The sequence below is a fragment of the Allobosea psychrotolerans genome (genome assembly GCF_002917105.1).
Lineage (GTDB): Bacteria > Pseudomonadota > Alphaproteobacteria > Rhizobiales > Beijerinckiaceae > Allobosea > Allobosea psychrotolerans.
Map to the genome: position 1 here is coordinate 20432 of NZ_PQFZ01000014.1, position 23233 is coordinate 43664.

Below are 23233 nucleotides of genomic sequence, written 5' to 3' on the forward strand. Positions count from 1 at the left end.
TTATGGTTGGCTAAAACGGCCTTTGGGCCCCTGTTCAGCGAGCCAGGGCGCGGCAATACTCCTGCGGGAAGTGCAGCCAGACGGGCTGGCCGCGATCGATGGACAGATGAGGTTCGGCCACCGTGCGAATCTGCGCACCGCCGGGAAGCTCGATCAGGTAGTCGCGATGCGAGCCGAGATAGACCTGGCGCAGGACCGTGCCCTGCGTCCGGTTGGGGCCGTCGCCCTGGGGCTTGGAGTCCAACACGATGTCGTGGTGGCGCACCGAGACGACGCCGTCCCCGCCGGCGGAGAAATCGCCGGCACCGCAACGCAGTTTCAGCGGACCGCATTCCACCGTATCGGCATCGAGCCAGCGGCCCTTCAGGATATTGGTGCCGCCAAGGAAGCGCGCGACGAATTCTGACTGCGGCCGCTCGTAGATATCCTCGGGACTCCCGGCCTGCTCGATGCGACCCTGGTTCATCACGACGATCAGATCGGCCGTCGTCATGGCCTCGGCCTGATCATGCGTCACATAGACCGTGGTATAGCGAAAGGCATCGTGCAGGCGGCGGATCTCGAAGCGCATCTCCTCGCGCAGATTGGCGTCGAGATTGGAGAGCGGCTCGTCCAGCAGCAGGATCTCGGGCTCGACGACGAGCGCGCGGGCCAGTGAGACGCGTTGCTGCTGCCCGCCCGAAAGCTCTCCGGGATAGCGCTCGGCAAGCGCCTTCAACCGCGTGACGTCGAGAATCTTGTCGACGAGCCGGGCAATCTCGGCGGCCGACATCTTCCGGAGCATCAGGCCGTAGCCGATATTCTCGCGAACAGTCATGTGCGGCCAGAGCGCATAGCTCTGGAAGATCATCGACATGCCCCGCCGCTCCGGAGGCTCGCTCCACCCGGCCGACGAGATCGTGCGGCCGCCGACGTGAATTTCACCGCCCTTTGGTGTGATGAAGCCGGCGATCAGTCGCAGCGTCGTCGTCTTGCCGCAGCCCGATGGCCCGAGCAGGCAGACGAGATCGCCCTTCTCGACTTTGAGGTCGACGCGATCGACCACGGTCAGCGCGCCATAGCGCATGGTGAGGTCGGCCAGCTCCAGAAACGCCAATGCATCCTCCCAGACGCCGTTTCGTCGCAAGATCAGCTCGGGCGTTGCGCATCCTCCGGCATTGCGCCGGGCTACGTCCGCCTCTGTGTGAGCTATCGATCTAAGGCTACGAACCTCCGGTTAGATTGTCAACAATAAGCATTTCATTTTGCAGATTGTTGACATTCTTCAGATGACATTTTACCGACGATTGTAGAGGAAGGAAAGCCAATGCTCGCCCAAGCCATCGAGCTGTTGAGGGATCGCTCCCTGCCGATGCTGATCGAGCAGGAGATCGAGCGCGTGATCTTGGGCGGCGAATACGCACCCGGCGACAAGATCAACGAGCAGGCGCTGGCTCTGCGTTTCGGCATCAGCCGCGGCCCCATTCGCGAGGCTCTGCGCTCGCTCGACCGCACCGGCCTGATCGACACCATTCCCAACCGCGGCGTCTTCGTGCGGCGGCTCACGGCCGCGCAAGCCGCCGATATCTACGACGTACGCGCCGCGCTTTTCGCCCTCGCCGGGCAATGTCTCGCCATCCGGGCCAGTGAAGCGGATGTCGAGCGCCTGCGCAGCCATGTCGCGGCCATGGACGAGGCCGTCGCGCGCGACGATTTCGAGACCTACATCACCGAGAATTTCGCGTTGCACGAAGCGATCGTCACCCGCGCCGGCAACGCCACGCTCGCCGCGCATTATCTCGCGCTCGTCAAGCAGTTGCGGCTCTATCGCACCCGCAACCTGATGCTGGCGGATTCCGTGCACGCCTCCAACGAAGAGCATCGCGAGATGGTGGAAGCCATCGCAGCGCGCGACCCCGCCCGCGCCTATGCCGCACACTTCAACCACGTGGCCACGGCCAAGACACGCCTGATGGCGAACCATCTGACTTGAGAGGAACTCCCGTGAGCGCAGCCGCCAGCAACATCACCCGCCAAGCTCTCCGCTTCGTCGAGACCACCAGCTATGCCGACCTCCCGGACGAGGCTCTGCGGATCGGACGACGCTGCATCGTCGATGCGCTCGGCCTCTATCTCGCGGGCAGTCGCGAGCATTCGGTCCAGATCCTCATCGCTGACGCCCTCGAACAAGGCGGGCGGGCCGATGCGCCACTGCCGGCAGCCGGCGCTCGCCGCGTGCCGGCGGCGCTCGCAGCCCGTGTCTGGGGCACCGCCGGCCATGCGCATGACTGGGACGACACACAGGTCTCGCATGATCCCGCCCATATCTACGGGCTGCTCACGCATCCGACCGTACCGCCGCTGACGGCGGCGCTGGTCACGGCGGAGCGGATGGGCATCCGCGACGGCAAGGCGGTGATGCTGGCCTTCCAGCTCGGCTTCGAGGTCGAGTGCAAGATCTCGGAGTGGATGACGCCACGGCACTACCGGCGCGGCCATCACACAAGCGGCACGGTCGGAACATTCGGTGCCTGCGTCGCCGCCGCCCATCTCATGGGCCTGTCGGGAGACCGGCTCGCCCATGCGCTGGGAATGGCAGCGAGTTTCGCTGCCGGCATCCGCTGCAATTTCGGCACGATGACCAAACCGCTGCATGTCGGACGCGCCTGCGAGAATGGCGTCACCGCCGCGCTCCTCGCCGCCCGAGGCTTCGACGCCGACCCTGCGGCGCTGGACGGGCCCTGGGGCTTTTTCTCGGTGATGGGCGAAGGTTTCGACGCGCAGAAGGCCAAAGAAGGCTTCGGTCGGCCGCTCACCATCGAGAACCCGGGAATCTCGATCAAGCCCTACCCGTCCGGGATCCTGACGCATCAATCCATGGATGCGATGCTGAAGCTCGTCCTCGATCACGACCTGAAACCGGAGCAGGTGGAGCGCGTGCGCTTTTTCGCCGGCAAGAACATCATCGAGCCGATCCGCTATCCGATCGCCAGGAACCATCTGCAGGCCAAATTCTCCATGCCGGCGCTGCTGGCGATGATCGTGCTCTGCCGGCGCGCCAGCCATCACGAGTTCGAAGACGCCTTCGTGGCCGGAGAGGCGATGCAGGACCTGCAGGCGCGCACCGATGTGATCAACGATCCCGAGATCGACGCCAGGGGCTACGACCTCATCCGCTCGCGCATAGAGGTCGAGACAAAAGACGGGCGCATCCTCGTGCAATGGGCCGACGAGCGCTATCGCGGCGGCCCGCTGAATCCGATCAGCGACGCCGATCTCGATGGCAAGTTCCGCATGTGCGCCGAGGGCGTGCTCGACAGCGCAGCGCAGGACGAGATCCTGGCGCTGGCCCGGAGCTTCGATACCGGCGCCGATCTGTCGCGCCTGATGGCCTTGATGACCGGGACCGCACAGCCCGTCTATTCGGCGGCCTGACGCCTTCCGCGCAGGATCTGTCCGGCCGCATCGCACGCATTGCCGGCGCGGCCCCGAAAATCAGCCGCTCCATCGCGCTCGCACTGGGGCGAGCGCCCCCCGTTGTCGTCGCCACAAGTTCGCTCCGTCAGCGTTTGACCGTGGGGCTCGCGCTTGGCAACCGCAATGTCGGCCTGGTCTGGTCGGCGCTGGGCACTGGCGCGGCCCCGTCGATCTCGCTGTTCTTTGCCGCAACCCAATTGCCGATCTATCTGCTGCTGTTGCTGATCGAATGGATCGTCCGTGTCCGCAGAAGCAGCCTCGCCAAGGAGACACAGCATGCCGACAGAACCCCGTGAGCTGACCGCCGAGATCGCCGAACGCTTCGCGCGGATCGCGCTTGGCCATGTCGGGCGCGAATATCCCAACAAACCCGACCATGTCCTCGCCGGGCCGCAGGATGCGCGCACGCCGCGCGAGCTGCACCCCATCTTCTACGGCAGCTATGACTGGCACTCCTGCGTCCACAGCTACTGGCTGCTCGCCCGGGTGCTGCGACGCTTTCCGGAGACCGCCGCCGCCAGCGAGATCACGGCGCTGTTCGACGCGCAGTTCACCGCGGACAAGGTCGCTGCCGAATGTGACTACCTCGCCACGCCGACGGCGCGCGGCTTCAAGCGCCCCTATGGCTGGGCCTGGCTGCTGAAGCTCGCAGCCGAGCTCTCCGGCTTGCCGCGCCAGGATTTGCCGCTCCAGGACTGGTCCGTCAGGCTCGCCCCGCTCGCCGAGGCTTTCGCCCAGCGCTTCCGCGACTTCCTGCCGCTCGCGACCTATCCGGTCCGCGTCGGCACGCATTTCAACACCGCCTTCGGCCTCAGGATGGCGGCCGATTATGCCGAGGCCACGCAGGATGCCGCGCTCACCACGCTGCTGCGCGAGACCGGCCTGCGCTGGTATGGCGAGGACGCCGACTGCCCGGCCTGGGGCGAGCCAAGCGGCGACGATTTCCAGTCCTCGGCGCTGATCGAGGCCGAATGCATGCGCCGCCTGCTGGCGCCGGAAGCGTTCCTGCCCTGGCTCGCGCGTTTTCTGCCGCGCATCGAGAACCGCCAGCCACGGACCTTGTTCGAGCCTGCCTCCGTCAGCGATCGCAGCGACGGCAAGATCGCCCATCTCGACGGCCTCAATCTCAGCCGGGCCTGGTGCTGGCGCGCGCTGGCGGCGAGCTTGCCCGCCGATGATCCGCGCCGCGAGATGGCGCTGGAGGCGGCGCAGCGCCATCTCGCGGCCGGGTTGCCGCATATCGCCGGCGACTATATGGGCGAGCATTGGCTCGCGACCTTTGCCCTGCTCGCGCTCGAGGCCGGCGATGCCCCCGCCGGGTGACGTCGCACCCGAGCAGGCTACGGCATCAGCAGGCCGCCATTGACCTCCAGCACCTGGCCGGTGACGTAGCCGCTGAGCTCCCCCGAGGCCAGGAAGAGAAAAGCTCCGACGCAGTCATCCGAGGTGCCGACGCGGCCCATCGGCACCGCTCGGCGCATCGCCTCAATCTGCTCGGCATTCGAAAAGCGCTCGCGCTAATCACCGACCGCGAGCCGAATGAGCAGATTTCGGCGCCGATCCGGCGCGCAGGCTGCGAACTCGTGGTGACCGGCTGAAGCGCTTTCGAGCGCGGCGGACACCGGTTCGCGTGAAAACAGCGCGTCGGAACAAAGAGCTGGAGCTGTCGAACGATCCCATTGGATCGGAAACGGCTCTAGCCGGGCTGGCCGCAGCGCTTTCCCGGCATCATCGCGCGATCGCTCAATAGCGCAGATGGCGGTTCAGGCGATGCTCGAGGCGGCGGCTGAACAGCGACATCCCGAAGCAGCACAGGAAGAACACGACCACCGCGAAGGCATAACCCTCCCGCGCCATGCCAAGCCAGGCCTGGTCCTTTTGGGCCTGAGTGATCACGGCGAGAAGGTCGAACAGGCCGACGATGCTGACCAGCGTCGTGTCCTTGAACAGGTCGATCACCGTGTTGACGAGGCCGGGAATGACCAGCCGGAGCGCCTGCGGCAGGACGATGAAGCACTGGATCGCCCATGGCCGCAGGCCAAGCGCGGTCGCGGCCTCGGCCTGGCCGCGCGGGATCGCCTGCAGGCCGCCGCGCACGATCTCCGCCATATAGGCCGCCGTGAACAGCGTCAGCGCCAGCATCGCGCGCAGCAGATTGTCGATCGTCGCGCCATTGGGCATGAACAGCGGCACCAGCAGCATCGCCATGAAGAGCACGGTCAGCAATGGCACGCCGCGCCACAGCTCGATGAACAGCATCGAGAACAGGCGGATGACCGGATATTTCGAGCGACGGCCGAGCGCCAGGAAGACGCCGAGGATGAAGCCGCCACCGCCCGCAACCGCAGTGAGCAGGATGTTCAGCATCAAGCCGCCCCAGAGATTGGTGGCGATATAGGCAAGTCCGAACAGCCCGCCGACCAGGAGGATGCCGGCCACCGCGGGCACGAAGCCGAGCAGGATCAGCGCGAGCCAGCCCTGCCAGCGCGGCGGCGCAATGAGCGTCGCCGCCGTGGTGCCGACGACCAGAGCCAAGGCAAGGTCGACCCGCCAGCGCTCGGGCGAGGGATAGCGGCCATAGAAGAACAGATCGAACCTGACCTTGATGAAGGTCCAGCAGGCGCCGCCGGCATTGCAGGCGGCGCGCGTGGTGCCGGAGATCGTTGCGTCCGTCACCGCCCAGTCGAAGATCGCTTTGACCAAGACAATGATCACACCAGCCAGAACCAGCGTCAGCAAGCCGCTGGACAGCGATGGAAACAGGTTCCGTTTGACCCAGACATGCGTCGGCGCCATCGCGATCAGCGCTCCATGATCGCGACATGGGCATTATACCAGGCCATGAAACCGGAGATGGCGAGGTTGATGCCGAGGAAGATGATCATCACCAGGAACATGGTTTCGAGCGCACGCCCGGTCTGGTTGAGCACCGTGCCGGCATAGATCTGGACCAGCTCCGGATAGGCGATCGCAGCGCCGAGCGAGGTGCTCTTGGTCAGGTTGAGATACTGGTTCGTCAGTTGCGGGATCATCACCCGCAGGGCCTGCGGCAGGATGACCAGGAACAGCGCCTGCGCTCCGGACAGGCCAAGCGAGGATGCCGCTTCGCGCTGGCCCCTAGCGATGCCCTGGAGCGAGGCGCGCACGATCTCGGCGACGAAGGCCGACATGTAGAGCGACAGCCCGGCGACCAGCGCGATCAATTCGGGCGGCACCACGACGCCCCCGACATAGTTGAAGCCGCGCAGCGTCGGGTAATCGAGATGGTCGATCGACAGCAGGACGAGCACAAGCGCGAGAGCGGGCAGCAGCGGCGCGGCCCAGCCGAAAGCCCGATGCCGGCGGCGCAGCCCCCTGAACACAGGGACGAGGCACAGCGTAGCCACCAGCAGCAGGAACGGCCACAGGCCGGCAGCGCCCATCTCCATGCTGGGCATGTTCAGGCCGCGGACGCTGAGGATCATGCCGCCCGGCAGAGCCAGGCCGTTGCGCGGCGGCGGCAGCGCCTGGATCATCACCACATACCAGAAGATGATCTGCAGCAATTGCGGGGTGTTGCGCACGATCTCGATGATCGCCAGCGACAGGCTGCGCGCCAGCCAGTTTGCCGAGAGGCGCATCACGCCGAGCAGGAAACCCAGCAGCGAACCCAGGACGATGCCGATCGCCGCGGCGAGCAGGGTGTTGAGCAGGCAGACCCACAAGGCCCGGCCATAGCTATCGGCCGTCGACCAGGGCACGATATGGAAGGGGATGTCGAAACCGGTCCGCTGGGAGAGGAAAGCGAAGCCGAAATTCATGTTCCGCGCCGCCAGATTATCCGACGCGTTGGCGATGATGAACCATGCGAAGAGGGCGAGCGCGCACAGGAAGAGGCCTTGCCAGGCAAAGGCGCGGAAAGAACCGCGCCTTTGCTGTCTCGGGGCTGGCTGTCGCGCGATCAGGACCGCGGTGTCAGCCACAGCCATCAACGCAGCGGCAGGGCATATTGAAGCCCGCCCTTGGTCCAGAGATTATTGGTTCCACGCGGCAGGCCGAGTGCCTTAGGGCCGAAATACTCGTCATAGATCTCGCCATAATTCCCCACGGCCTTGATGATGCGGTAGGACCAGGCGCCGTCGAGGCCCAGCTGCTTGCTGAAGTCCTCGTCGAGGCCAAGCAGGCGCTGCATGAAGGGATCGACCGGCTTGCTGGCCTTGATCTGGTCGGCATTGGCCTTGGTGACGCCCATCTCCTCGGCCGTCAGCAGGATCATATGCGTCCATTTCAGGATATCGCCCCATTTCTCGTCGCCTTCGCGCGCGAAGATGCCGAGCGGCTCCTTGGAGATGATCTCGGGCAGGATCACCCAGTCGTCAGGCGTCTTCATGGTCGAGCGCGCGGCGGCGACGCTGCCGGAATCATCGGAGTAGCCGTCGCAGCGCCCCGCCTCCGCCGCCGCGAAGGCCTCTTCCGGCTTGTCGAACAACAGGGAGTTGATCTTGATGCCGTTGGCGGCGCCGTAATCGGCGATGTTGAGCTCGAGCGTGGCGCCCGTGAGCATGCAGATGGTCGCGCCGTTCAATTCCTTCGCGGAGGCGACCTTCAGGCTCTTCTTCACCATGAAGGCCTGGCCAGCGTAGAAGTTCACCGCGATGGGTGAGAGGTTGAGCTGCGTGTCGCGCGTGAAGGTCAGCGTGCTGTCGCGGATCAGGACATCGATCTCGCCCGATTGCAGCACGGTGAAGCGGACCTTGGTGGTCACCCCGACATATTTGACCTTCTCCGCATCGCCCAGCACCGCTGCCGCGATGGCGCGGCAATAGGCGACGTCGAGCCCCTTCCATTTGCCGGTCGAATCCTGGAAGGCGAAGCCGGGAATGCCGGTATCGACGCCGCAATTCAGCTCGCCGCGCTTCTTGACCGCGTCCAGCGTTGGACTCTTGACCTGGGCTTCGGCGGACAGGCCCGCCGCACCTAGTCCGCAAACGGCAAGCGCCGCCGCATAAGCCAGTTTCCGCAAGCTCGTCATGACCCGATCACTCCCTGCCTGAGACAAAAGACAAAATCGAAGGCGACGCGGGGCTCTCGCCCCGAAACTAGCTGGCGGCGCTGTAGTCGATCGGTTCGGCATGCCAGCCTTGATGCCGTTTTGCCCAATAAGCCTCGCGCAAACGCTCCGAGATCGGTCCCGGGCGATCATTGCCGAGAATGCGCCCGTCGAGCCTGGTTACGGGAATGATGCCGCCTGCAGTGCTCGTGGCGAAGATCTCGTCGGCCTGGCGAAACTCCTCGACCGGCACCGCCCTCGCCTCGCAAGGCAGCCCCAGCTCGGCACAAAGATCGATCGCGCTCAGCCGGCTGATCCCGTGCAGCACGTTGCGGTCGGCGGTCGCGACCTTGCCGTCGGTGATGCAGAAGATGTTGTAGCCCGGACCTTCCGTGACGTTGCCATCAAGATCGAGCAGGATCGGGTTGTCGGCGCCCTTCTCCTCGGCCTCGAACATCGCCGCCGTCATGTCGGCCCAGTGGAAATTCTTGATGCGGGCGTCGAGGCAGACATCGGGAATGCGCGGCGTCGAGGCGATGATCATATGCGCGCCGCGCGCGATGACATCGGGCTTCATCTGCCAGACATAGGGAATGGCGAAGGCGGCGAGATAGCTGCGCGCATTGACCGGGTGATAGCGCTGCTCGGGGCTGGGCCGACCGCGCATGCAGTCCATCGCCACATAGGCCTCGCGCAGGCCCGACAGCCGCACGAGCTCGTGCAGGATCGCGCGGATGTCCGCGTCGCTCTCCTTCGGAGTGAAGCGCATGGCTCCGATCGAGGCGCGGAAGCGGGCGAGATGATCGTCGAGACGAAAGAACGCACCATCCCAGACGCTGACGACGTCATAGGTCACGTCCGAGCGACGATAGCCCCAATCGGTGATCGAGAGCTTGGCCTCGGAGACCGGCATATAGGCCCCGTCGAGATAGGCAGCGCCCTTCGACCAATCGACGTTCCCTGCGGTCGCAGTCTCCATCGTCATTCTCCGTATCGCGATCGGCATCTCGAAGGCGGAATATGTGATCACATCAGGCGAGATATCGCCGCCAGCGTCAAGATCGGGCCGTTATCGGGCGCGGTCATTTTCAGCATTTTGAGCTGCAAAATTGAGCAATATGACCAAGCTTGCAGCGCATGAGCTTTTCGCTCCAATCTCTCGACAACCGGCAGACGGCATGATGTGATCACACTATCGGCAGCAATCCAAGCTGCATCAATTCACCCATCGCGGATTATGCGCAAGCCGGCAGGAGAGCGACATGGCCTCGACCAAGCTGAACTACCGCAACGACACCCTGATGCTCGGCTTCAGCGACCTCAAGCGGCTACGCTCGGAGCGGCCGCTGGTCCTGACGGGTGGGCGCGGCATCCGGGTCTTCGACGAGCGCGGGCGTGATTACATCGAGGCGGTCTCGTCCTTCTACTGCGTCGCGCTGGGCTATAGCGACGAAGAACTGATCGAAGCCGCCATCGCGCAAATGCGCGCCTTGCCGATCTATCCCTCGGCGATCGACCGCACGGTTCCCGCCGTCATGGAGCTGGCGGAGAAACTCGCGGCCCTGTCGCCGATGCCGCAAACCCATGTCACCTTCGCCACCACCGGCTCCGAGGCGAATGATCACCTGATCAAATTCATCTGGTACGCGAACGGCTTCTCCGGCGAGCCGAGGCGGCGCAAGATCATCAGCCGCTGGTCGAGCTATCACGGCAGCACGATCCAGTTGACGGCGCTCGGCGGCGGCTCCGATCTGCATCGCTCCTTCGCGGTGCCGACGGATGAATGCCTTTATGTCAGCCATCCCAATTGGCCAGGCGGTGCCGAGCCGGGCGAGAGCGAGTCGGCGTATGGCGATCGCCTGGCCGCCGAACTCAGATCGGTCATCGAGCAGGCCGGCCCGGAAACGGTCGCGGCCTTCTTCGCAGAGCCGGTTTCCGTATCCGCCGGCATGTACGTTCCGCCAGCCGGCTACTTCACCAAGATGAAGGCGGTGCTCGACACTTACGGCATCCTGCTGGTCGCCGACGAGGTGGTTACCGGGTTCGGCCGGACCGGGCAGTTCTGGGGCACCCAGACGCTGGACATCAAGCCCGACTGCATGACCTCGTCAAAAGCGCTGTCGAGCGCCTATCAGCCGATCTCGGCGATCCTGATGTCGGGCGATTTCTACGACCGGCTGGAGCGCGGCAGCACCGAGAAGGGCTGGTTCGCCCATGGCGGCACCTATCATGCCCACCCGGTCGCCGCCGCGGTGGCCCTGAAGACGATCGAGATCTATGAGCGGCGCAATCTCGTCGCTCATGTGCGCGCCATCATGCCGGCCTGGGCGCGCGGTCTTGCCGCGCTGAAGGACCATCCGCTCGTTGCCGAGACGCGCTGTTTCGGGCTGCTGGGCGCGGTGCAATTGAAGCAGCCCGGCGATGGCGGAGCGGTCCCGGCCTCGCTGCGCATCGGCGGCTTGCCGGCGCAGGTCTATCAGGCCGGCCTCGAGGCAGGCATCATCGTCCGGCCATTGGCGAACTGCCTCGTGCTCTCGCCGCCGTTGATCATCACCACCGCGGAAATCGACGAATTGTTCGAGCGGCTGACGCGAGCGCTGGATCAGGTGCTGAAGGACATGCCGGCCGAGTAGCCGCAACGCGCGAAACAAGCCTGCAGAGCCATTCCGAGGCTTGGACTAGCCGGCGACCAGCGCGCGATGCGTGAGCCCGAGCCGCTGATACAGGTCGCGCTGGAAGGTGAGGATGTCGGCACGCCGCAGGTCGCGAGCCCTGACCGGATCGCGATCCCGAAAGGCCAGGACCATCTCATGATTGATATGGACCGTGAAATGCAGAAAGTCGGGATCGGGCGCGACGGGCACGGACATGGCCTCGGCGAGATGCGGCCCCAGCCGCAACCGCAATGTGAAGATCGCCGATTGCAGCACGCCCGACGACGACCCCCGCGCGATCCGCAAGCCCCAGGCCTGGATGGATGTGACGATCCTCACCACATCCGAGCTGTCATAGGCGAGACGAAGCTCCTCGTTGATCCGCGACAGGATCGCGACATCCTCCTCGGAGGCACGCTCGGCAAAGCGCGCCGCCGCCTCCCCTTCCACCAGGACCCGGGCCGCGTGCAGATCGTCGAGCTCGGCGCGGGTCAAGACCGGCACCAGGATGGAGCGGTTGGGGGTGGCGTGCAGCGCGCCATCCGCCGCGAGCCGCACGACAGCCTCGCGAACCGGCTGGATGCTGGTGTTCAGGGACGTCGCCAGGCCGCGCAAGGTGAGCCTCGTGCCGGGCAGCAGATGCCCGTTCAGGATGGTTTCCTGCAATTGCCCATAAACCTGTTGCCCAAGCGTCCTCTGCGGCACGGTGCGGCGGATGCTGTCGGCTGGGTTCTGGGCCAAGGATAACCTCGCGTTTTCACATGAAGAATCCCTGGCCTTTTCGGCCGTAGGATCATCATCGAAGGGCACTATAGTGCAGACCGCAATAACCCGGCCAACTCAACGGGCATAGGTGCTGGCACCTGCATTTTCTAATTTGGGAAACGCTGGATTCGGTTATGCGCCTGATGCCGGAGGCGTCTCGTCTTCAACTAACGATCAGCGGCCGCCCGGCGCCGGCGCGACGAACCCGGCTAACGCACGAAGGTGCGCGACAGCCCGGCGCTGCGGTCGACGATCAGGACCACGACCAGCGTCAGCACGATCAGCAGGGCCGAGACGCTCGCCACCAGCGGGTCGGCGCTCGTCTTCCAGGCCGCGCATCTGGTGATCACCGTCGGGGCGATCGATGCCGACGGCGTCTCCGATATCAATCCGGAAGAGGCCGAGATCGCCCAGGCAATGCTCGGCCAGAGCCGCACCCTGACCGTCGTCGCCGACAGCTCCAAGCTCGGGAAAACCGCCATCTTCCAGGTCTGCGACCTCAAGCGGATCCAGCGCATGGTGCTGGACGAGCCTGGGCAAGCCCCCTTGCCCAGGCCCTGTCGGCGGCGGGCATCGAGATCATCGTCGCGGAATGATCGCGTCTGCGGCGGTCCTCCACCGCAGACGCGCCAGCTTCAGAAGCGCGTGCCGCCCGAAAAGCGGAAGGCCTGGATCTTGTCGCCACCATATTTGATGCCGGTCGTCGGGTCGCGCCAACCGTCATCCTTCGTCAGCGCATAGGCGTAGTCGAAGCGGATGGGACCGAGCGGCGACTGCCAGAGCAGGCTCACGCCGATCGACGAGCGAATGACGTTGTTGTCGCGGACGCAGGCGATGTTGGATTGATAGCTCGAGCTCGTCGAGACCTTGTACTGCCTGGCATCCGAGCCGGTCGGGCAGCCTGTATAGCTCGCGCTCGTGATCGTCTTCGAACCGCCGTCATAATTGAACAGCGTGCCGGCATCGGCGAAGATCGCGCCGCGCAGGCCGACATCGCGCGGCAGGCCCGGCAATGGGAACTGCATTTCGAGCGTGCCGCCGACATAGGTCGTGCCGCCGAGCGCGCTGCCTGTCAGCACATCGCGTGGGCCGATACCGGTGGAGGAGAAGCCGCGCACCAGATTCGACCCCATGGAATAGTGGTCGATCATGCGCAGATCGCCGCTGGTCGCCTGGACATGGCCGCCCTGGAACCGCACGAAGCCGACGACATCGTCGAAGAGCTCACGGTAGTAGCGCGCATCCGCCGCGACGCGCAGGAATTTCGAATCGCCGCCGAGGCCGGCATATTCGGGTTTCAGTTCGGCAACGAAGCCGTTGCGCGGTTTCTGGATGTTGTCGAGTGAGTTGTAGTTCAGGTTCAGGCCGATCAGGGAGGTGATGGTCGAGCCTTGCGCCTCCTTGACCGCGACCGACGCCTCGCCATTGGTGAGGCAGTTATAGGTCGAGCTTTCCGCAGTTGCGCCGGTTGTCCCCGGCGTCGTTCCCGTGATCGCGTTCGTACAGTCGTTGTAGGGATAATCCGTCGAGTTCGGGACCTTGATCTCGGTCGTATAGAGCGAATAGCGCGGCGTGATCGAGAACTCCTCCGTGATCGGAAGGGTGAAGCGCAACTGCCCGCCGGTCACGCGGCTCGAATAGCGGCTGGTGCTGTAATAATCGTTGTATTTCGAGAACAGGTCGAACCCGGCTGCGACGCGATGGCCGAGGAAATAGGGCTCGGTGAAGGAGAAATCGACGCCCTGGGTGCGCTGGCCAAGTGTGCCGGCGATGCGCACGAACTGGCCACGGCCGAGGAAGTTCGCTTCCGACAGCGAGACCTCGCCGATGACGCCGTCTGAGGTCGAATAGCCGCCGCTGACCGAGAACGAGCCAGTCGCCTTGTCCTCGACATCGATATTGACGATGACGCGGTCAGGGGTCGAGCCCGGTTCGTTAGTGATACGGACCTTGCTGAAGAAGCCGAGATTGTTGAGACGCCGCTCGGCCCGGTCGACCAGCACCTTGTTGTAGGCGTCGCCCTCGCTGAGATCGAGTTCGCGGCGCACGACATAGTCGCGCGTACGGGTGTTGCCGCGCACATTGATGCGCTCGACATAGACGCGCGGCCCCTCATCGACGACATAGGTGATGCCGATGAGATGGCCGGCAGCGTCGCGGTCGCCGCGCGGGCGGACCTGCGCGAAGGCATGGCCACGACGCGACACCTCCATCGTCAGGGCCAGCAACGACTTCTCGACCGCTTCGGCGTTGTAGGTGTCGCCGGAGGACGTCGCGACGATGCGCTGCAGGGCCGCAGGGTCGACGTCGCGCAGGCTGGAATCGACCGCGACATTGCCGACGCGGTATTTCGGCCCCTCCTCGACCGCGATGTCGATGATCCAGCCGCCTTGCGCCTCGTCGAAATGGGCCTTGTTCGAGACGATCTGGAAATCGGCGTAGCCGTTCTTCAGATAGTAGCGGCGGATGATTTCGAGGTCGGAGGTGATCCGGTCCGCCTCATAGACGTCCGAGGTCTTGATGAAGCTGAGGAAGTTCGACTCAGTCGAGGTCATCAGGTCGCGCAGGCGACCCGACGAATAGACGCTGTTGCCGCTGAAATTGATCGATTTGATGCCGGTCTTACCTGCTTCGGAGATCGTGAAGACCACATCCGAGCGCCCATTCGACAAGGTGTTGATGCGCCCGCTGACCGAGGCCAGGCCGTAGCCGGCGCGGCGATAGGCGTCCTTCAGCCGCTGAACGTCGGCATCGATCAGCGCCCGGCTCAGCGGGCCGTTGGCCTTGGACTGGATCTGCTGCAGCAGAACATCGCTCTTCAGCCGGCGATTGCCCTCGAAGGCGACGCGGTTGACCGCCTCGTTCTCGCGCACGGCGATGACGATCTGCGAACCGCGCCGGCTGACCTGGACGCTGGAGAACAGGCCGCTCGCGACCAGCTTCTGTCGAATCTGCTCGGGCGTTCCGGCCTCGGGGTCGCTGGCATAACCCCGGATCGTCTCCGCATCGACGGTCCTGTTGCCCTGCACGACCACGGATTGTGCGAGCGCGGCACCGCTGCTGAGGACCAGCAGGAACATGGCAAGCCCGGCCGACAGAGAGAGCCACGCCTTGAAAGCCCGGCTCGGGGAGATCCACGTCATTCTATCGCCTATCGCATTACCGGTTACGCCGGCAGCAGGCTAATCAGCGACTAAAGGCGAAGAATCGACGAGATTGATTCCAATTGCTTCCAACCATTTCGCGCGGTGTCTGAACGACTTCGCCGCGCCTTATTTTCGAAGGGCGGCAACGGTTGATTTCAAGATCCGCACATAAGTCTGGAATGAATTTCAAAAAAATGCCGCAATAATGCGGCGACATCAGCAGAAGATCTGCCTTCTACGGATTATCCGCTTGCCATCGATGAGACTTTTGGCAACACAGCCTTCACCCTGAGGAACACGCAGGCAGCCCTGTCGCACTCGCCCCCACGTCCTAGAGGCCGTTAGACCTTGCCAGCCCGCGCCAGCGGCTGCGCCGCCAAGCTGCAGATCATCCGCGCGACCTCGAAGGACTTCTCGAAGGCCGGGACGGGCAGGAACTCGAAGCGCGAATGGAAATTATAGGCCCCGGTGAAGAAGTTAGGGGTCGGCAGCCCCTTGGCGGAGAGCGCCGCGCCATCCGTCCCGCCCCGCATCGGAATCAGCTTCGGCTCGATCCGCAGCGCCGCCAGCGCCGCGAAGAGCAGGTCGATCGAGCGGCGGTCATCGCCCAGGCTGTCATGGATATTGCTGTAGGTGTCGCTCACCTGGCAATCGACGCGACCTTTCGGATATTGCGCAGCGATCAGCGCCGCAACTTCGCCAAGGCGCGCCTTGCGCCGCTCGAACGAGGCTTTGTCGAAGTCGCGGATCATCACCCGCAACCGCGCCTCGCTGACATTGGCGACGATGTCGTGGAACCAGATATAGCCTTCGCGGCCCTCGGTGTGCTCGGGCGTCTGCGCGCGGTCGAACTGGCTGATGAAGTCGTGCGCCATCAGCAGCGGGTTGACCAGGACATTCTTCGCCGACATCGGGTGGGCGCTGACGCCGGTGAAGACAAGGTCGGCGGCCGCGGCGTTGAAGTTCTCGATCACGACCTCGCCGAGTTCGCAGCAATCGATCGTATAGGCGAAATCGCAGTCGAACCGGGCGAGGTCGAGGGCCTTGGCGCCGCGCAGGCCGATCTCCTCGTCCGGAACGAAGGCGACCAGGATGTCGCCATGCGCGTCCTCGGGGCGCAGATTGGCAAGCAGCGTCATGATCACCGCGATCGCGGCCTTGTTGTCGGCTCCCAGCACGCTCGTGCCATCACTCGCGATGATATCCGCGCCGGCCCAGGGGCGGATCTCGGGATGCTCCGCCACGCGCAGCCAGATGTCCTCTTGCCGGTTCAGGCAGAGATCCTCGCCCTCGAAGCGCAGGATCTGCGGGCGGATTATTGGCGAAAGGCCGGAATCGACCGTGTCGACATGCGCGATGAAGCCTATCCTCGGCGCGCCCGGCCGCGTGCCCGGCTTTAGCGCCGTGACGGTAGCATGATCGTCGATGATGACCTTCTCGAGCCCGAGCGCGCGCAATTCCTCCGCCAGCAAGGCGGCCATACGCTGCTGGCCCGGCGTGCTCGGCAAGGCCGTGGATTTGGCGTCGCTCTGACTCTCCACCGCCAGATAGCGGAAGAACCGCTCGATCAGTTGCGCGCGAATGCTCATCCTGCCTCCGTCCGGCCATCGAGGCGTTCTCCATCGCCTCCGTCACAACGACCCTACCGCAATGACGGGCACGAGACAGTGCCGGAAAGGCGGGCCGCGCCCTCGCTGGCCGCATCCGTCTCTCACCAAAGAGTGAGAACGGGATCGATACGAGAAGTCGGCGCCCACTTTTTTCGCATCCGGCTCTTGTGCGCCGCCGCCCCTTGACCTGCGTCATCACGCTCCATAGAAAGCTGTACCTTACATACAAGAGGGCGGTCGCGCGATGCATGCGATGAACCAACCCCGTCGCGCGGAGGATGCGCTCGAGGATCTGAAGGCCGGGCTCGGGGCGCATACCGTCCTGACCGGGGCCGATGTCCCTGCGCGCAACTGCAACGATTGGAGCGCCCAGCTCCCTCGCCGGCCTTTGGCCGTCGTGCGACCGGTTGATGCAACAGGAGTGTCCCAGGCGGTCGCCGCATGCCGTGCGGCGGGCCTGCCTTTCGTGCCGCAGGGCGGCATGACCGGGCTCTGCGGCGGCGCCACGCCCGAGGCGGGCTGGGTCGCGATCTCGCTCGAGCGCATGAGCGGCATCGAGGAGATCGATACCGCCAGCGCCACGATGACGGTGAAGGCCGGCACGCCGCTGGAGGTGATCCAGAACGCGGCCGATGCCGCCGGCTTCCTCTTCCCGCTCGATCTCGGCTCGCGCGGCTCCTGCGCCATCGGCGGCAATCTCTCGACCAATGCCGGCGGCAACAGGGTCATTCGCTATGGCATGACGCGCGACCTCGTACTCGGGCTCGAGGTCGTGCTCGCCGACGGCACGGTCGTCACCAATCTGAACAAGCTGCTCAAGAACAATGCCGGCTACGATCTGAAGCACCTCTTCATCGGCTCGGAGGGGACGCTCGGCATCATCACCCGCGTCGTGCTGCGGCTGTTCCCCAAGCCGCGCTCGACCATGGCCGCGCTCTGCGCGCTCTCAGACTACGACGCGGTGGTGACGCTGCTGGGCGAGGCGCGCAACGGCCTTGGCTCGAACCTCTCGGCCTTCGAAGTGATGTGGCCGGATTACTGGCAGGTCGTCACCGAGCGCGTCGGCGTACGCGCTCCGGTCGGAAGCGGCCATGGCTTCTATGTGCTGGTCGAGACGCATGGCTCGGACGAGGTGGCCGACAGCGCGCGCTTCCAGGCCTGGCTCGAAGGCATGATGGAGCACGGCGTCCTCGCTGACGCCGCCGTTGCCCAATCGCATGCCCAGACGCAGGCCTTCTGGGCGGTCCGCGATGCCTGCGCCGAATTCGGCCAGGTTCTGGGCCCGCATGTCTCCTACGATATCGGCCTCGTGGTGGCGCGCATGGACGCCTTCGCGACGCGCTGCAAGGCAGCGCTGAGCGCTGGCATCCCCGACTGCGAGAGCGTCTATTACGGCCATATCGGCGACGGAAACCTGCATCTCGTCGCCTGGGTGCCGGAGCTTGCCATCGAACAGCAGCCGAAGGCGGCGATGGACGCGATCATCTACGGTCTCGTCCGCGAACTCGGCGGCAGCATCTCGGCCGAACACGGCATCGGCACCCTGAAGAAGCCATGGCTCGGCCATGCCCGCAGCGAGCCGGAAATCGCTTTGATGCGGACGCTGAAGACGGCGCTCGACCCCGACAATTTGCTCAATCCCGGCAAGGTGATCTGACCATGGCGCGTGGTTTCAAGCTCATCGAGGCGTTGCTGGCCGCGCTGCTGCTGGCCATGGTGGTGATGGTCTTCGGCAATGTCGTGCTGCGCTATGTCTTCAATTCCGGCATCGTCGTCTCGGAAGAGCTGTCGCGCTTCTGCTTCGTCTGGCTGACCTTCATCGGCGCGGTGCTGGCCATGCGCGACGGAAGCCATCTCGGCATGGACACCGTCGTGCGAGCCCTCTCGCGCCGCGGGCGGTTGATCTGCTTCGCCCTGAGCCAGGCCCTGATCCTGACCTGCTGCATCATGCTGTTCGAGGGCACCTGGGTCCAGCATGAGGTGAACTCGACCACGGCAGCGCCGGTAACCGGGCTGCCGATGATCTGGGTCTATGGCGTGAGCTACGTCACCGCGCTCGGCATCGGCTTCCATGCCGCGGTCAAGCTCTGGCGCGTCGCCACCGGTGTGATCCGGGACGATGAATTGATCGACGTCAGCGAGAGCGAAGAGATGCCCCATCCGCCCGTCGCCGGAGAACTGCGCCCGTGACCGTCGTCGTCTTCACGACCTCGCTGCTCGGCGCCATGGCGCTGGGCATGCCGATCGCCTTCGCGCTGCTGGTCTGCGCGGTCGCCCTCATGCTGATGCAGGGCAATATCGACACCGCCATCCTGTCGCAGAAGCTGATCGAGGGCGCCGACAGCTTCCCGCTGCTGGCGATCCCCTTCTTCATGCTCGCCGGCGAATTGATGAACGCCGGCGGCATCTCCAGGCGCATCGTGGTCTTCGCGCTGACCTTCGTCGGCCATCTGCGCGGCGGGCTCGGTTTCGTCGCGATCTTCGCCTCCGTCGTCATGGCCGCAATCTCCGGCAGCGCGGCGGCAGACGCTGCGGCGATCGGCGCCTTGCTGATCCCGATGATGCGGCAGGCCGGCTACGACGTACCGCGCTCGGCGGGCCTGATCGCCGCCGGTGGCGTCATCGCACCGGTGATCCCGCCATCGATCGGATTGATCGTCTTCGGCGTCATCGCCAATGTCTCGATCGGCAAGCTCTTCCTCGCCGGCATCGTGCCCGGCCTGATGATGGGCCTGGCGTTGATCATCGCCTGGTTGTGGGTCGCGCGGCGCGACAAGGTCACGGTTTTGCCCCGCCAGGATTGGGGCGCGCGAGCGCGCGCCGGCATCGACGGCATTTGGGCCCTCGTCATGCCGCTCGGCATCATCGGCGGGCTGAAATTCGGCGTCTTCACGCCGACGGAGGCCGGCGTCGCGGCTTGCGTCTATGCCTTCGTGATCGGCGCCTTCGTCTATCGCGAGCTGCCGCTGCGCCAGCTCTATCCGCTGCTGGTCGCCGCGGCCAAAAGCACCTCGGTCGTGGTCTTCCTGATCGCGGCCGCCTTGATCTCGGCCTGGCTGATCACCTTGTCGGAGCTGCCCGAGCAGGTCGCGGCGATGCTCAGCCCCTTCATGGGCAACAAGATCCTGCTGATGTTCGTCATCATGGCGATCGTGGTCGTCGTCGGCACGGCGCTGGATTTCGCGCCGACGCTGATGATCCTGACCCCCGTGCTGATGCCGGTGATCAAGCAGGCGGGGATCGATCCCGTCTATTTCGGCGTGCTCTTCATCATGAACAACGCCATCGGCCTGATCACGCCGCCGGTCGGCATCGTGCTGAACGTGATGTGCGGCGTCGCCAACATTTCGATGAGCGAGTTGATGAAGGGGCTCTGGCCCTTCCTCTGGGCAGAGCTCGTCGTGCTGTTCCTGCTCGTTCTGTTTCCCGGGCTGGTGATGGTTCCGCTGGCCTGGTTGTCGCACTGATTTCAAAAAGGGAGGATCAAGAAAATGACGAAAAAATCGCTGCTTGTGAGCTTGCCCGCCGCACTTGCCGCCGTAGCCCTGGCTTGCGTCGCCGGTCCCGCTGCGGCCCAGTTCAAGGAGCGCAACATCCGCGTCTCCAACGGCGTCAGCAAGGAACACCCCATGGGCAACGGCCTGGCCGCCATGGGCGCCTGCACGCTGGCGAAATCCGGCGGCAAGCTGAAGATCCAGCCCTACTGGGACGGAGCGCTCGGCAACGACCTCACCGCCACGCAGAGCGTGCGTACCGGCTCGCTCGACATGGTGCTGACCTCGACCGCGCCATTGACCGGCATCGTGCCGGCACTCGGCGTGTTCGACCTGCCGTTCCTCTTCAACGACGAGAAGGAGGCCGACCAGGTTCTCGACGGCAAGTCCGGAGCCTGGTTCTCGGACAAGCTGCCTGCCGTCGGCGTCATCAATCTCGCCTGGTGGGAGAACGGCTTCCGCTACACCACGAATTCGCGCCGGCCGATCACCAAGGCCGAGGATTTCCAGGGCGTGAAGATGCGGGTGATGCAGAACACCATCTTCATCGACACCTTCAAGGAGCTCGGCAGCAATGCCGTGCCGCTGGCCTTCTCGGAGGTCTATTCGGCGCTGGAGACCAAGACGGTCGACGGGCAGGAAAACCCCTACAACAACATCGAGAACATGAAGTTCTACGAGGTCCAGAAATACCTCACGCTGACCAAGCACGCCTACAGCCCGACCTTGGTGCTGTTCTCCAGGAAGATCTGGGACACGCTCTCGCCGGCTGAGCAAGGCGTGCTGAAGGAATGCGCCATCGTCGGCCAGGCCGAGCAGCGCAAGGTCAACCGCGAGAAATCCGATCTGAGCCTGGCCAATCTCAAGGCGGCAGGCATGCAGGTCAACGAGATCTCGCCCGAGGAAACCACGAGGCTGCGCGACAAGCTCAAGGTCATCTACGAGCGCAACGCCGCCTCGATCGGGCAGGAGGCGCTCGATCTCGTCCTCGGAGATCTCAAGCGCATTCGCGGAAGCTGAATTTCGGCCCTCGCAATCTCGGGAGCGGCTTACGGATCGCGGCCGGCCCGGCCATGCGTTCCCGCGCAAATCTGTTACTGAGAATGCCCGAAGCCTCCCCGGCTTCGGGCATTCCCGCTCCGCTTCCTCTCGCCCTCCTCACGAGGCGAAACCAACCTCGCCATGCTGTCACTGAAGCTCCAGCCCACGAAGTCATTGGCGCAGAAGGCGGTCGCGCGTCTCCGCCAGGCGATCATCGAAGGCGAGCTGCCGCTCGGGGCCTTCATCGCCGAGGAGATGCTGGCGCAGTCCTTCGGCGTCAGCCGGACACCGGTGCGCGAAGCGCTCAACCAGCTTCAGTTGCAGGGCCTGGTGGTGATCAAGCCGCAGGTCGGCAGCTTCGTCTTCAGCCCCGATGCCGAGGACATCGCCACGATCTGCCAGTTCCGGATCATCCTCGAGCCCAAGGCGGCCGAACTCGCCTATCACCACGACCGCGACAGGACCGTCGCCGAGATCGAGGCGGCGATCGCCGGCATGGAACAGGCGCTGAAGGCCAGGGACAATGTCGCCTATGGCCGTGCCGACACGGCCCTGCACGAGGCCTTCTTCAACCATTGCGGCAATCGCTATCTGCAGGAATCCTACCGGCTCGTGGCCGGGCGCGTCGCGGCGCTGCGGACCAATCTGAGTTCGCCCATCGACGTCCAGACGCCGCGCTCCTTCGAGGAGCATCGCGCCATCCTCGGCTTCTTCCAGGCCGGCGACTTCGCCGGCTTCACCAGCCTGATGACCGCGCATATCGCCAATTCCGGCCAGACCTATGCGAAGGCGCTCCTGGTCTGAGGGGGTGAGCCTTCGCCCATCGCTCAACCGCTAATGCAGCCAGCCCCCAGCGATTCCAACGAGGAGCAGGATACCCATGCAGCCGCGATAGAGGACGAACGGCCAGCTCGACGTCCGTTCCAGAAAACGCATGAGGCCCCAGACCGCGGCAAACGACGCCAGCGAACCGGCGACGAGGCCCACCAGCAGCAGAGCCACGGCATGTACATCGATGCCGGCCCTGGCGAGCTCGACCGCTTCCTTGAGGCCCGCCAGCGCGATCGCCGGCAAACCGATGAGGAAGGACAGGCGCGCGGCCTCCATGCGTTCGAAGCCCAGGCCCAGTGCTGCAGTCAGCGTCGATCCCGAGCGGGACACGCCGGGGATCAGCGCACCGACCTGGGCCACGCCCACCAGGAGGAAATCCCGAAGCCTGGCCTGCTCGGCGCTGCGATCATGACGGGCCAGCCATTCGGCGAGGGCCAGGAGCAGCGCCATCGCGATCGAGCTGGCGCCGATCACCCAGAGCGAGCGCAAGGGCGAGCCGCAGGCATTGAGCAGCGGGGCGAGCAGCACGCCCGCAATAACGATTGGAACCGTCGCCAGCACGATGCCGACCGCCAACCTGATGTGAGGCCCGCCGGTCTTGCGACGCCTCAGCGCGAGCCAGGATCCGGTCGCGATCTCGCTGACGTCGCGCCGGAAATAGGTCACCACGGCGGCAAGCGCCGCCAATTGCATCAGCGCCGAGAAGGCCGATCCCGGATCCGGCCAGCCCAGCACGGCCGGGACGACGCGCATATGGGCCGTCGAGGAGATCGGCAGCAACTCGCTGACGCCCTGCACGAGGCCCAGCACGACCATCTGCCCAAAATCCAACGCGGCGAATCCGGTATCGATACCGGCCGAACATGCATTCGCCATCGCGAAGGCTCTCCATCCGAAAACGCGCCGTCTCCTATACGCTCGCGACGGGGCTGTCGCTCAATGCGGCGTTGTCCGAAGGTCCCGATGCCAGCCTGGCGTGCCGGAGCCGCCTGAAACCCGGATCGGCTGTCAGGCTGGAAACGGCAGCGCTCCCAGCGTCTTGCCGCAAGCTGTCTGGCATAGCCGAATAATCATCGCTTCGCGCCAAGAGCCCTCAGGCTCGAGCGAAGCATCGCCCCGGCCTGATTGCCGCATAAGTGGTCACATGCGTGGGGCAAAGCCGTGCTATATGGGGAGCTCCAGCAATAGTCCGTGGCGGCCCGCCGCC

At 64.8% G+C, this 23233-nt stretch carries 21 protein-coding genes and 1 pseudogene; 11 read left to right on the forward strand and 11 right to left on the reverse strand.

The features are described 5' to 3' along the window. Window positions 1-34: 34 nt before the first annotated feature. Entirely contained in the window at window positions 35-1096 is a 1062-nt protein-coding gene (locus tag CYD53_RS20680; RefSeq protein ID WP_103719979.1) for an ABC transporter ATP-binding protein, read from the reverse strand. Window positions 1097-1306: 210 nt separating this feature from the next. Between CYD53_RS20680 and CYD53_RS20685 the strand changes: the two genes are divergently transcribed. From CYD53_RS20685 to CYD53_RS20700, 4 genes are all read left to right on the forward strand, one after another. Beyond that, window positions 1307-1972: an FCD domain-containing protein gene (locus tag CYD53_RS20685; RefSeq protein WP_103719980.1), complete on the forward strand. Its 666-nt coding sequence runs from the start codon at window positions 1307-1309 to the stop codon at window positions 1970-1972. An 11-nt stretch (window positions 1973-1983) separates the two neighbouring features. After that, a complete protein-coding gene (locus tag CYD53_RS20690) occupies window positions 1984-3414 on the forward strand; it encodes an MmgE/PrpD family protein (protein WP_103719981.1) in 1431 nt (476 codons plus the stop codon). 140 nt (window positions 3415-3554) lie between these two features. Further along, entirely contained in the window at window positions 3555-3752 is a 198-nt protein-coding gene (locus CYD53_RS20695; protein ID WP_146055960.1) for a hypothetical protein, read from the forward strand. Continuing rightward, entirely contained in the window at window positions 3733-4779 is a 1047-nt protein-coding gene (locus tag CYD53_RS20700) for a DUF2891 domain-containing protein (RefSeq protein ID WP_103719983.1), read from the forward strand. The genes CYD53_RS20695 and CYD53_RS20700 overlap by 20 nt, the downstream gene beginning before the upstream one ends. Before the next feature lie 17 nt (window positions 4780-4796). Here the strand turns inward: CYD53_RS20700 and CYD53_RS20705 are convergent. The 5 genes and pseudogenes from CYD53_RS20705 to CYD53_RS20725 all read right to left on the reverse strand — a co-directional run. Further along, window positions 4797-4970: pseudogene (locus tag CYD53_RS20705) on the reverse strand (SDR family oxidoreductase); the annotation flags it as partial. Between the two features lie 229 nt (window positions 4971-5199). Then, window positions 5200-6252, reverse strand: a complete 1053-nt coding sequence (locus CYD53_RS20710; protein WP_103719985.1) for an amino acid ABC transporter permease — start codon at window positions 6250-6252, stop codon at window positions 5200-5202. A gap of 5 nt (window positions 6253-6257) precedes the next feature. Beyond that, entirely contained in the window at window positions 6258-7256 is a 999-nt protein-coding gene (locus CYD53_RS20715) for an amino acid ABC transporter permease (RefSeq protein WP_181011956.1), read from the reverse strand. Between the two features lie 167 nt (window positions 7257-7423). Continuing rightward, window positions 7424-8467, reverse strand: a complete 1044-nt coding sequence (locus tag CYD53_RS20720) for an amino acid ABC transporter substrate-binding protein (RefSeq protein ID WP_103719987.1) — start codon at window positions 8465-8467, stop codon at window positions 7424-7426. 67 nt (window positions 8468-8534) lie between these two features. Continuing rightward, entirely contained in the window at window positions 8535-9464 is a 930-nt protein-coding gene (locus CYD53_RS20725) for an aminotransferase class IV (RefSeq protein ID WP_245928358.1), read from the reverse strand. A 283-nt stretch (window positions 9465-9747) separates the two neighbouring features. Here CYD53_RS20725 and CYD53_RS20730 point away from each other — a divergent pair, with 283 nt between their 5' ends. After that, entirely contained in the window at window positions 9748-11118 is a 1371-nt protein-coding gene (locus CYD53_RS20730) for an aminotransferase family protein (RefSeq protein ID WP_103719988.1), read from the forward strand. 45 nt (window positions 11119-11163) lie between these two features. Here CYD53_RS20730 and CYD53_RS20735 read toward each other — a convergent pair whose 3' ends face one another. Together CYD53_RS20735 and CYD53_RS30760 are read right to left on the reverse strand one after the other, a co-directional pair. Continuing rightward, window positions 11164-11880: a GntR family transcriptional regulator gene (locus tag CYD53_RS20735; RefSeq protein ID WP_181011957.1), complete on the reverse strand. Its 717-nt coding sequence runs from the start codon at window positions 11878-11880 to the stop codon at window positions 11164-11166. A gap of 233 nt (window positions 11881-12113) precedes the next feature. Next, a complete protein-coding gene (locus CYD53_RS30760) occupies window positions 12114-12386 on the reverse strand; it encodes a hypothetical protein (protein WP_245928359.1) in 273 nt (90 codons plus the stop codon). Here CYD53_RS30760 and CYD53_RS31040 point away from each other — a divergent pair. Next, window positions 12289-12645, forward strand: a complete 357-nt coding sequence (locus CYD53_RS31040; protein ID WP_425428330.1) for a hypothetical protein — start codon at window positions 12289-12291, stop codon at window positions 12643-12645. The two genes, CYD53_RS30760 and CYD53_RS31040, sit on opposite strands and share 98 nt — an antisense overlap. Here the strand turns inward: CYD53_RS31040 and bamA are convergent. Next, on the reverse strand, window positions 12540-15047 hold the full coding sequence (gene bamA, locus CYD53_RS20745; RefSeq protein WP_103719990.1) for an outer membrane protein assembly factor BamA: 2508 nt from the start codon (window positions 15045-15047) through the stop codon (window positions 12540-12542). The two genes, CYD53_RS31040 and bamA, sit on opposite strands and share 106 nt — an antisense overlap. A gap of 344 nt (window positions 15048-15391) precedes the next feature. Continuing rightward, a complete protein-coding gene (gene pepT, locus CYD53_RS20750; protein ID WP_103719991.1) occupies window positions 15392-16639 on the reverse strand; it encodes a peptidase T in 1248 nt (415 codons plus the stop codon). Between the two features lie 274 nt (window positions 16640-16913). Between pepT and CYD53_RS20755 the strand changes: the two genes are divergently transcribed. From CYD53_RS20755 to CYD53_RS20775, 5 genes are all read left to right on the forward strand, one after another. After that, window positions 16914-18317, forward strand: a complete 1404-nt coding sequence (locus CYD53_RS20755; protein ID WP_425428329.1) for an FAD-binding oxidoreductase — start codon at window positions 16914-16916, stop codon at window positions 18315-18317. Window positions 18318-18319: 2 nt separating this feature from the next. Continuing rightward, a complete protein-coding gene (locus CYD53_RS20760; protein WP_103719993.1) occupies window positions 18320-18850 on the forward strand; it encodes a TRAP transporter small permease in 531 nt (176 codons plus the stop codon). Continuing rightward, window positions 18847-20127, forward strand: a complete 1281-nt coding sequence (locus tag CYD53_RS20765; protein WP_103719994.1) for a TRAP transporter large permease — start codon at window positions 18847-18849, stop codon at window positions 20125-20127. Before CYD53_RS20760 ends, CYD53_RS20765 begins: the two co-directional genes overlap by 4 nt. A 24-nt stretch (window positions 20128-20151) precedes the next feature. After that, window positions 20152-21174, forward strand: coding sequence for a TRAP transporter substrate-binding protein (locus CYD53_RS20770; protein WP_103719995.1), 1023 nt, complete (start codon window positions 20152-20154; stop codon window positions 21172-21174). A 162-nt stretch (window positions 21175-21336) separates the two neighbouring features. Beyond that, window positions 21337-21999 (forward strand): GntR family transcriptional regulator, encoded by a 663-nt coding sequence (locus CYD53_RS20775; protein ID WP_103719996.1) that lies wholly within the window; start codon window positions 21337-21339, stop codon window positions 21997-21999. A 30-nt stretch (window positions 22000-22029) separates the two neighbouring features. On the opposite strand, the gene CYD53_RS20780 is transcribed toward CYD53_RS20775, so the two are convergent. Continuing rightward, window positions 22030-22902, reverse strand: coding sequence for an undecaprenyl-diphosphate phosphatase (locus tag CYD53_RS20780; protein ID WP_103719997.1), 873 nt, complete (start codon window positions 22900-22902; stop codon window positions 22030-22032). Between the last annotated feature and the right edge of the window lie 331 nt (window positions 22903-23233).

Excerpts from the sequence above, each read along its gene's own strand:
- CYD53_RS20725 (WP_245928358.1), bottom strand. The coding sequence starts at position 9,464 with ATGGAGACTGCGACCGCAGGGAACGTCGATTGGTCGAAGGGCGCTGCC.
- CYD53_RS20780 (WP_103719997.1), bottom strand. The coding sequence starts at position 22,902 with ATGGCGAATGCATGTTCGGCCGGTATCGATACCGGATTCGCCGCGTTG.
- CYD53_RS20770 (WP_103719995.1), top strand. The coding sequence starts at position 20,152 with ATGACGAAAAAATCGCTGCTTGTGAGCTTGCCCGCCGCACTTGCCGCC.
- CYD53_RS20755 (WP_425428329.1), top strand. The coding sequence starts at position 16,914 with ATGAACCAACCCCGTCGCGCGGAGGATGCGCTCGAGGATCTGAAGGCC.
- CYD53_RS20775 (WP_103719996.1), top strand. The coding sequence starts at position 21,337 with ATGCTGTCACTGAAGCTCCAGCCCACGAAGTCATTGGCGCAGAAGGCG.
- CYD53_RS20710 (WP_103719985.1), bottom strand. The coding sequence starts at position 6,252 with ATGGCGCCGACGCATGTCTGGGTCAAACGGAACCTGTTTCCATCGCTG.
- CYD53_RS20720 (WP_103719987.1), bottom strand. The coding sequence starts at position 8,467 with ATGACGAGCTTGCGGAAACTGGCTTATGCGGCGGCGCTTGCCGTTTGC.
- bamA (WP_103719990.1), bottom strand. The coding sequence starts at position 15,047 with ATGACGTGGATCTCCCCGAGCCGGGCTTTCAAGGCGTGGCTCTCTCTG.
- CYD53_RS20700 (WP_103719983.1), top strand. The coding sequence starts at position 3,733 with ATGCCGACAGAACCCCGTGAGCTGACCGCCGAGATCGCCGAACGCTTC.
- CYD53_RS20730 (WP_103719988.1), top strand. The coding sequence starts at position 9,748 with ATGGCCTCGACCAAGCTGAACTACCGCAACGACACCCTGATGCTCGGC.
- CYD53_RS30760 (WP_245928359.1), bottom strand. The coding sequence starts at position 12,386 with ATGGCGGTTTTCCCGAGCTTGGAGCTGTCGGCGACGACGGTCAGGGTG.
- CYD53_RS20760 (WP_103719993.1), top strand. The coding sequence starts at position 18,320 with ATGGCGCGTGGTTTCAAGCTCATCGAGGCGTTGCTGGCCGCGCTGCTG.
- pepT (WP_103719991.1), bottom strand. The coding sequence starts at position 16,639 with ATGAGCATTCGCGCGCAACTGATCGAGCGGTTCTTCCGCTATCTGGCG.
- CYD53_RS20685 (WP_103719980.1), top strand. The coding sequence starts at position 1,307 with ATGCTCGCCCAAGCCATCGAGCTGTTGAGGGATCGCTCCCTGCCGATG.
- CYD53_RS20715 (WP_181011956.1), bottom strand. The coding sequence starts at position 7,256 with ATGAATTTCGGCTTCGCTTTCCTCTCCCAGCGGACCGGTTTCGACATC.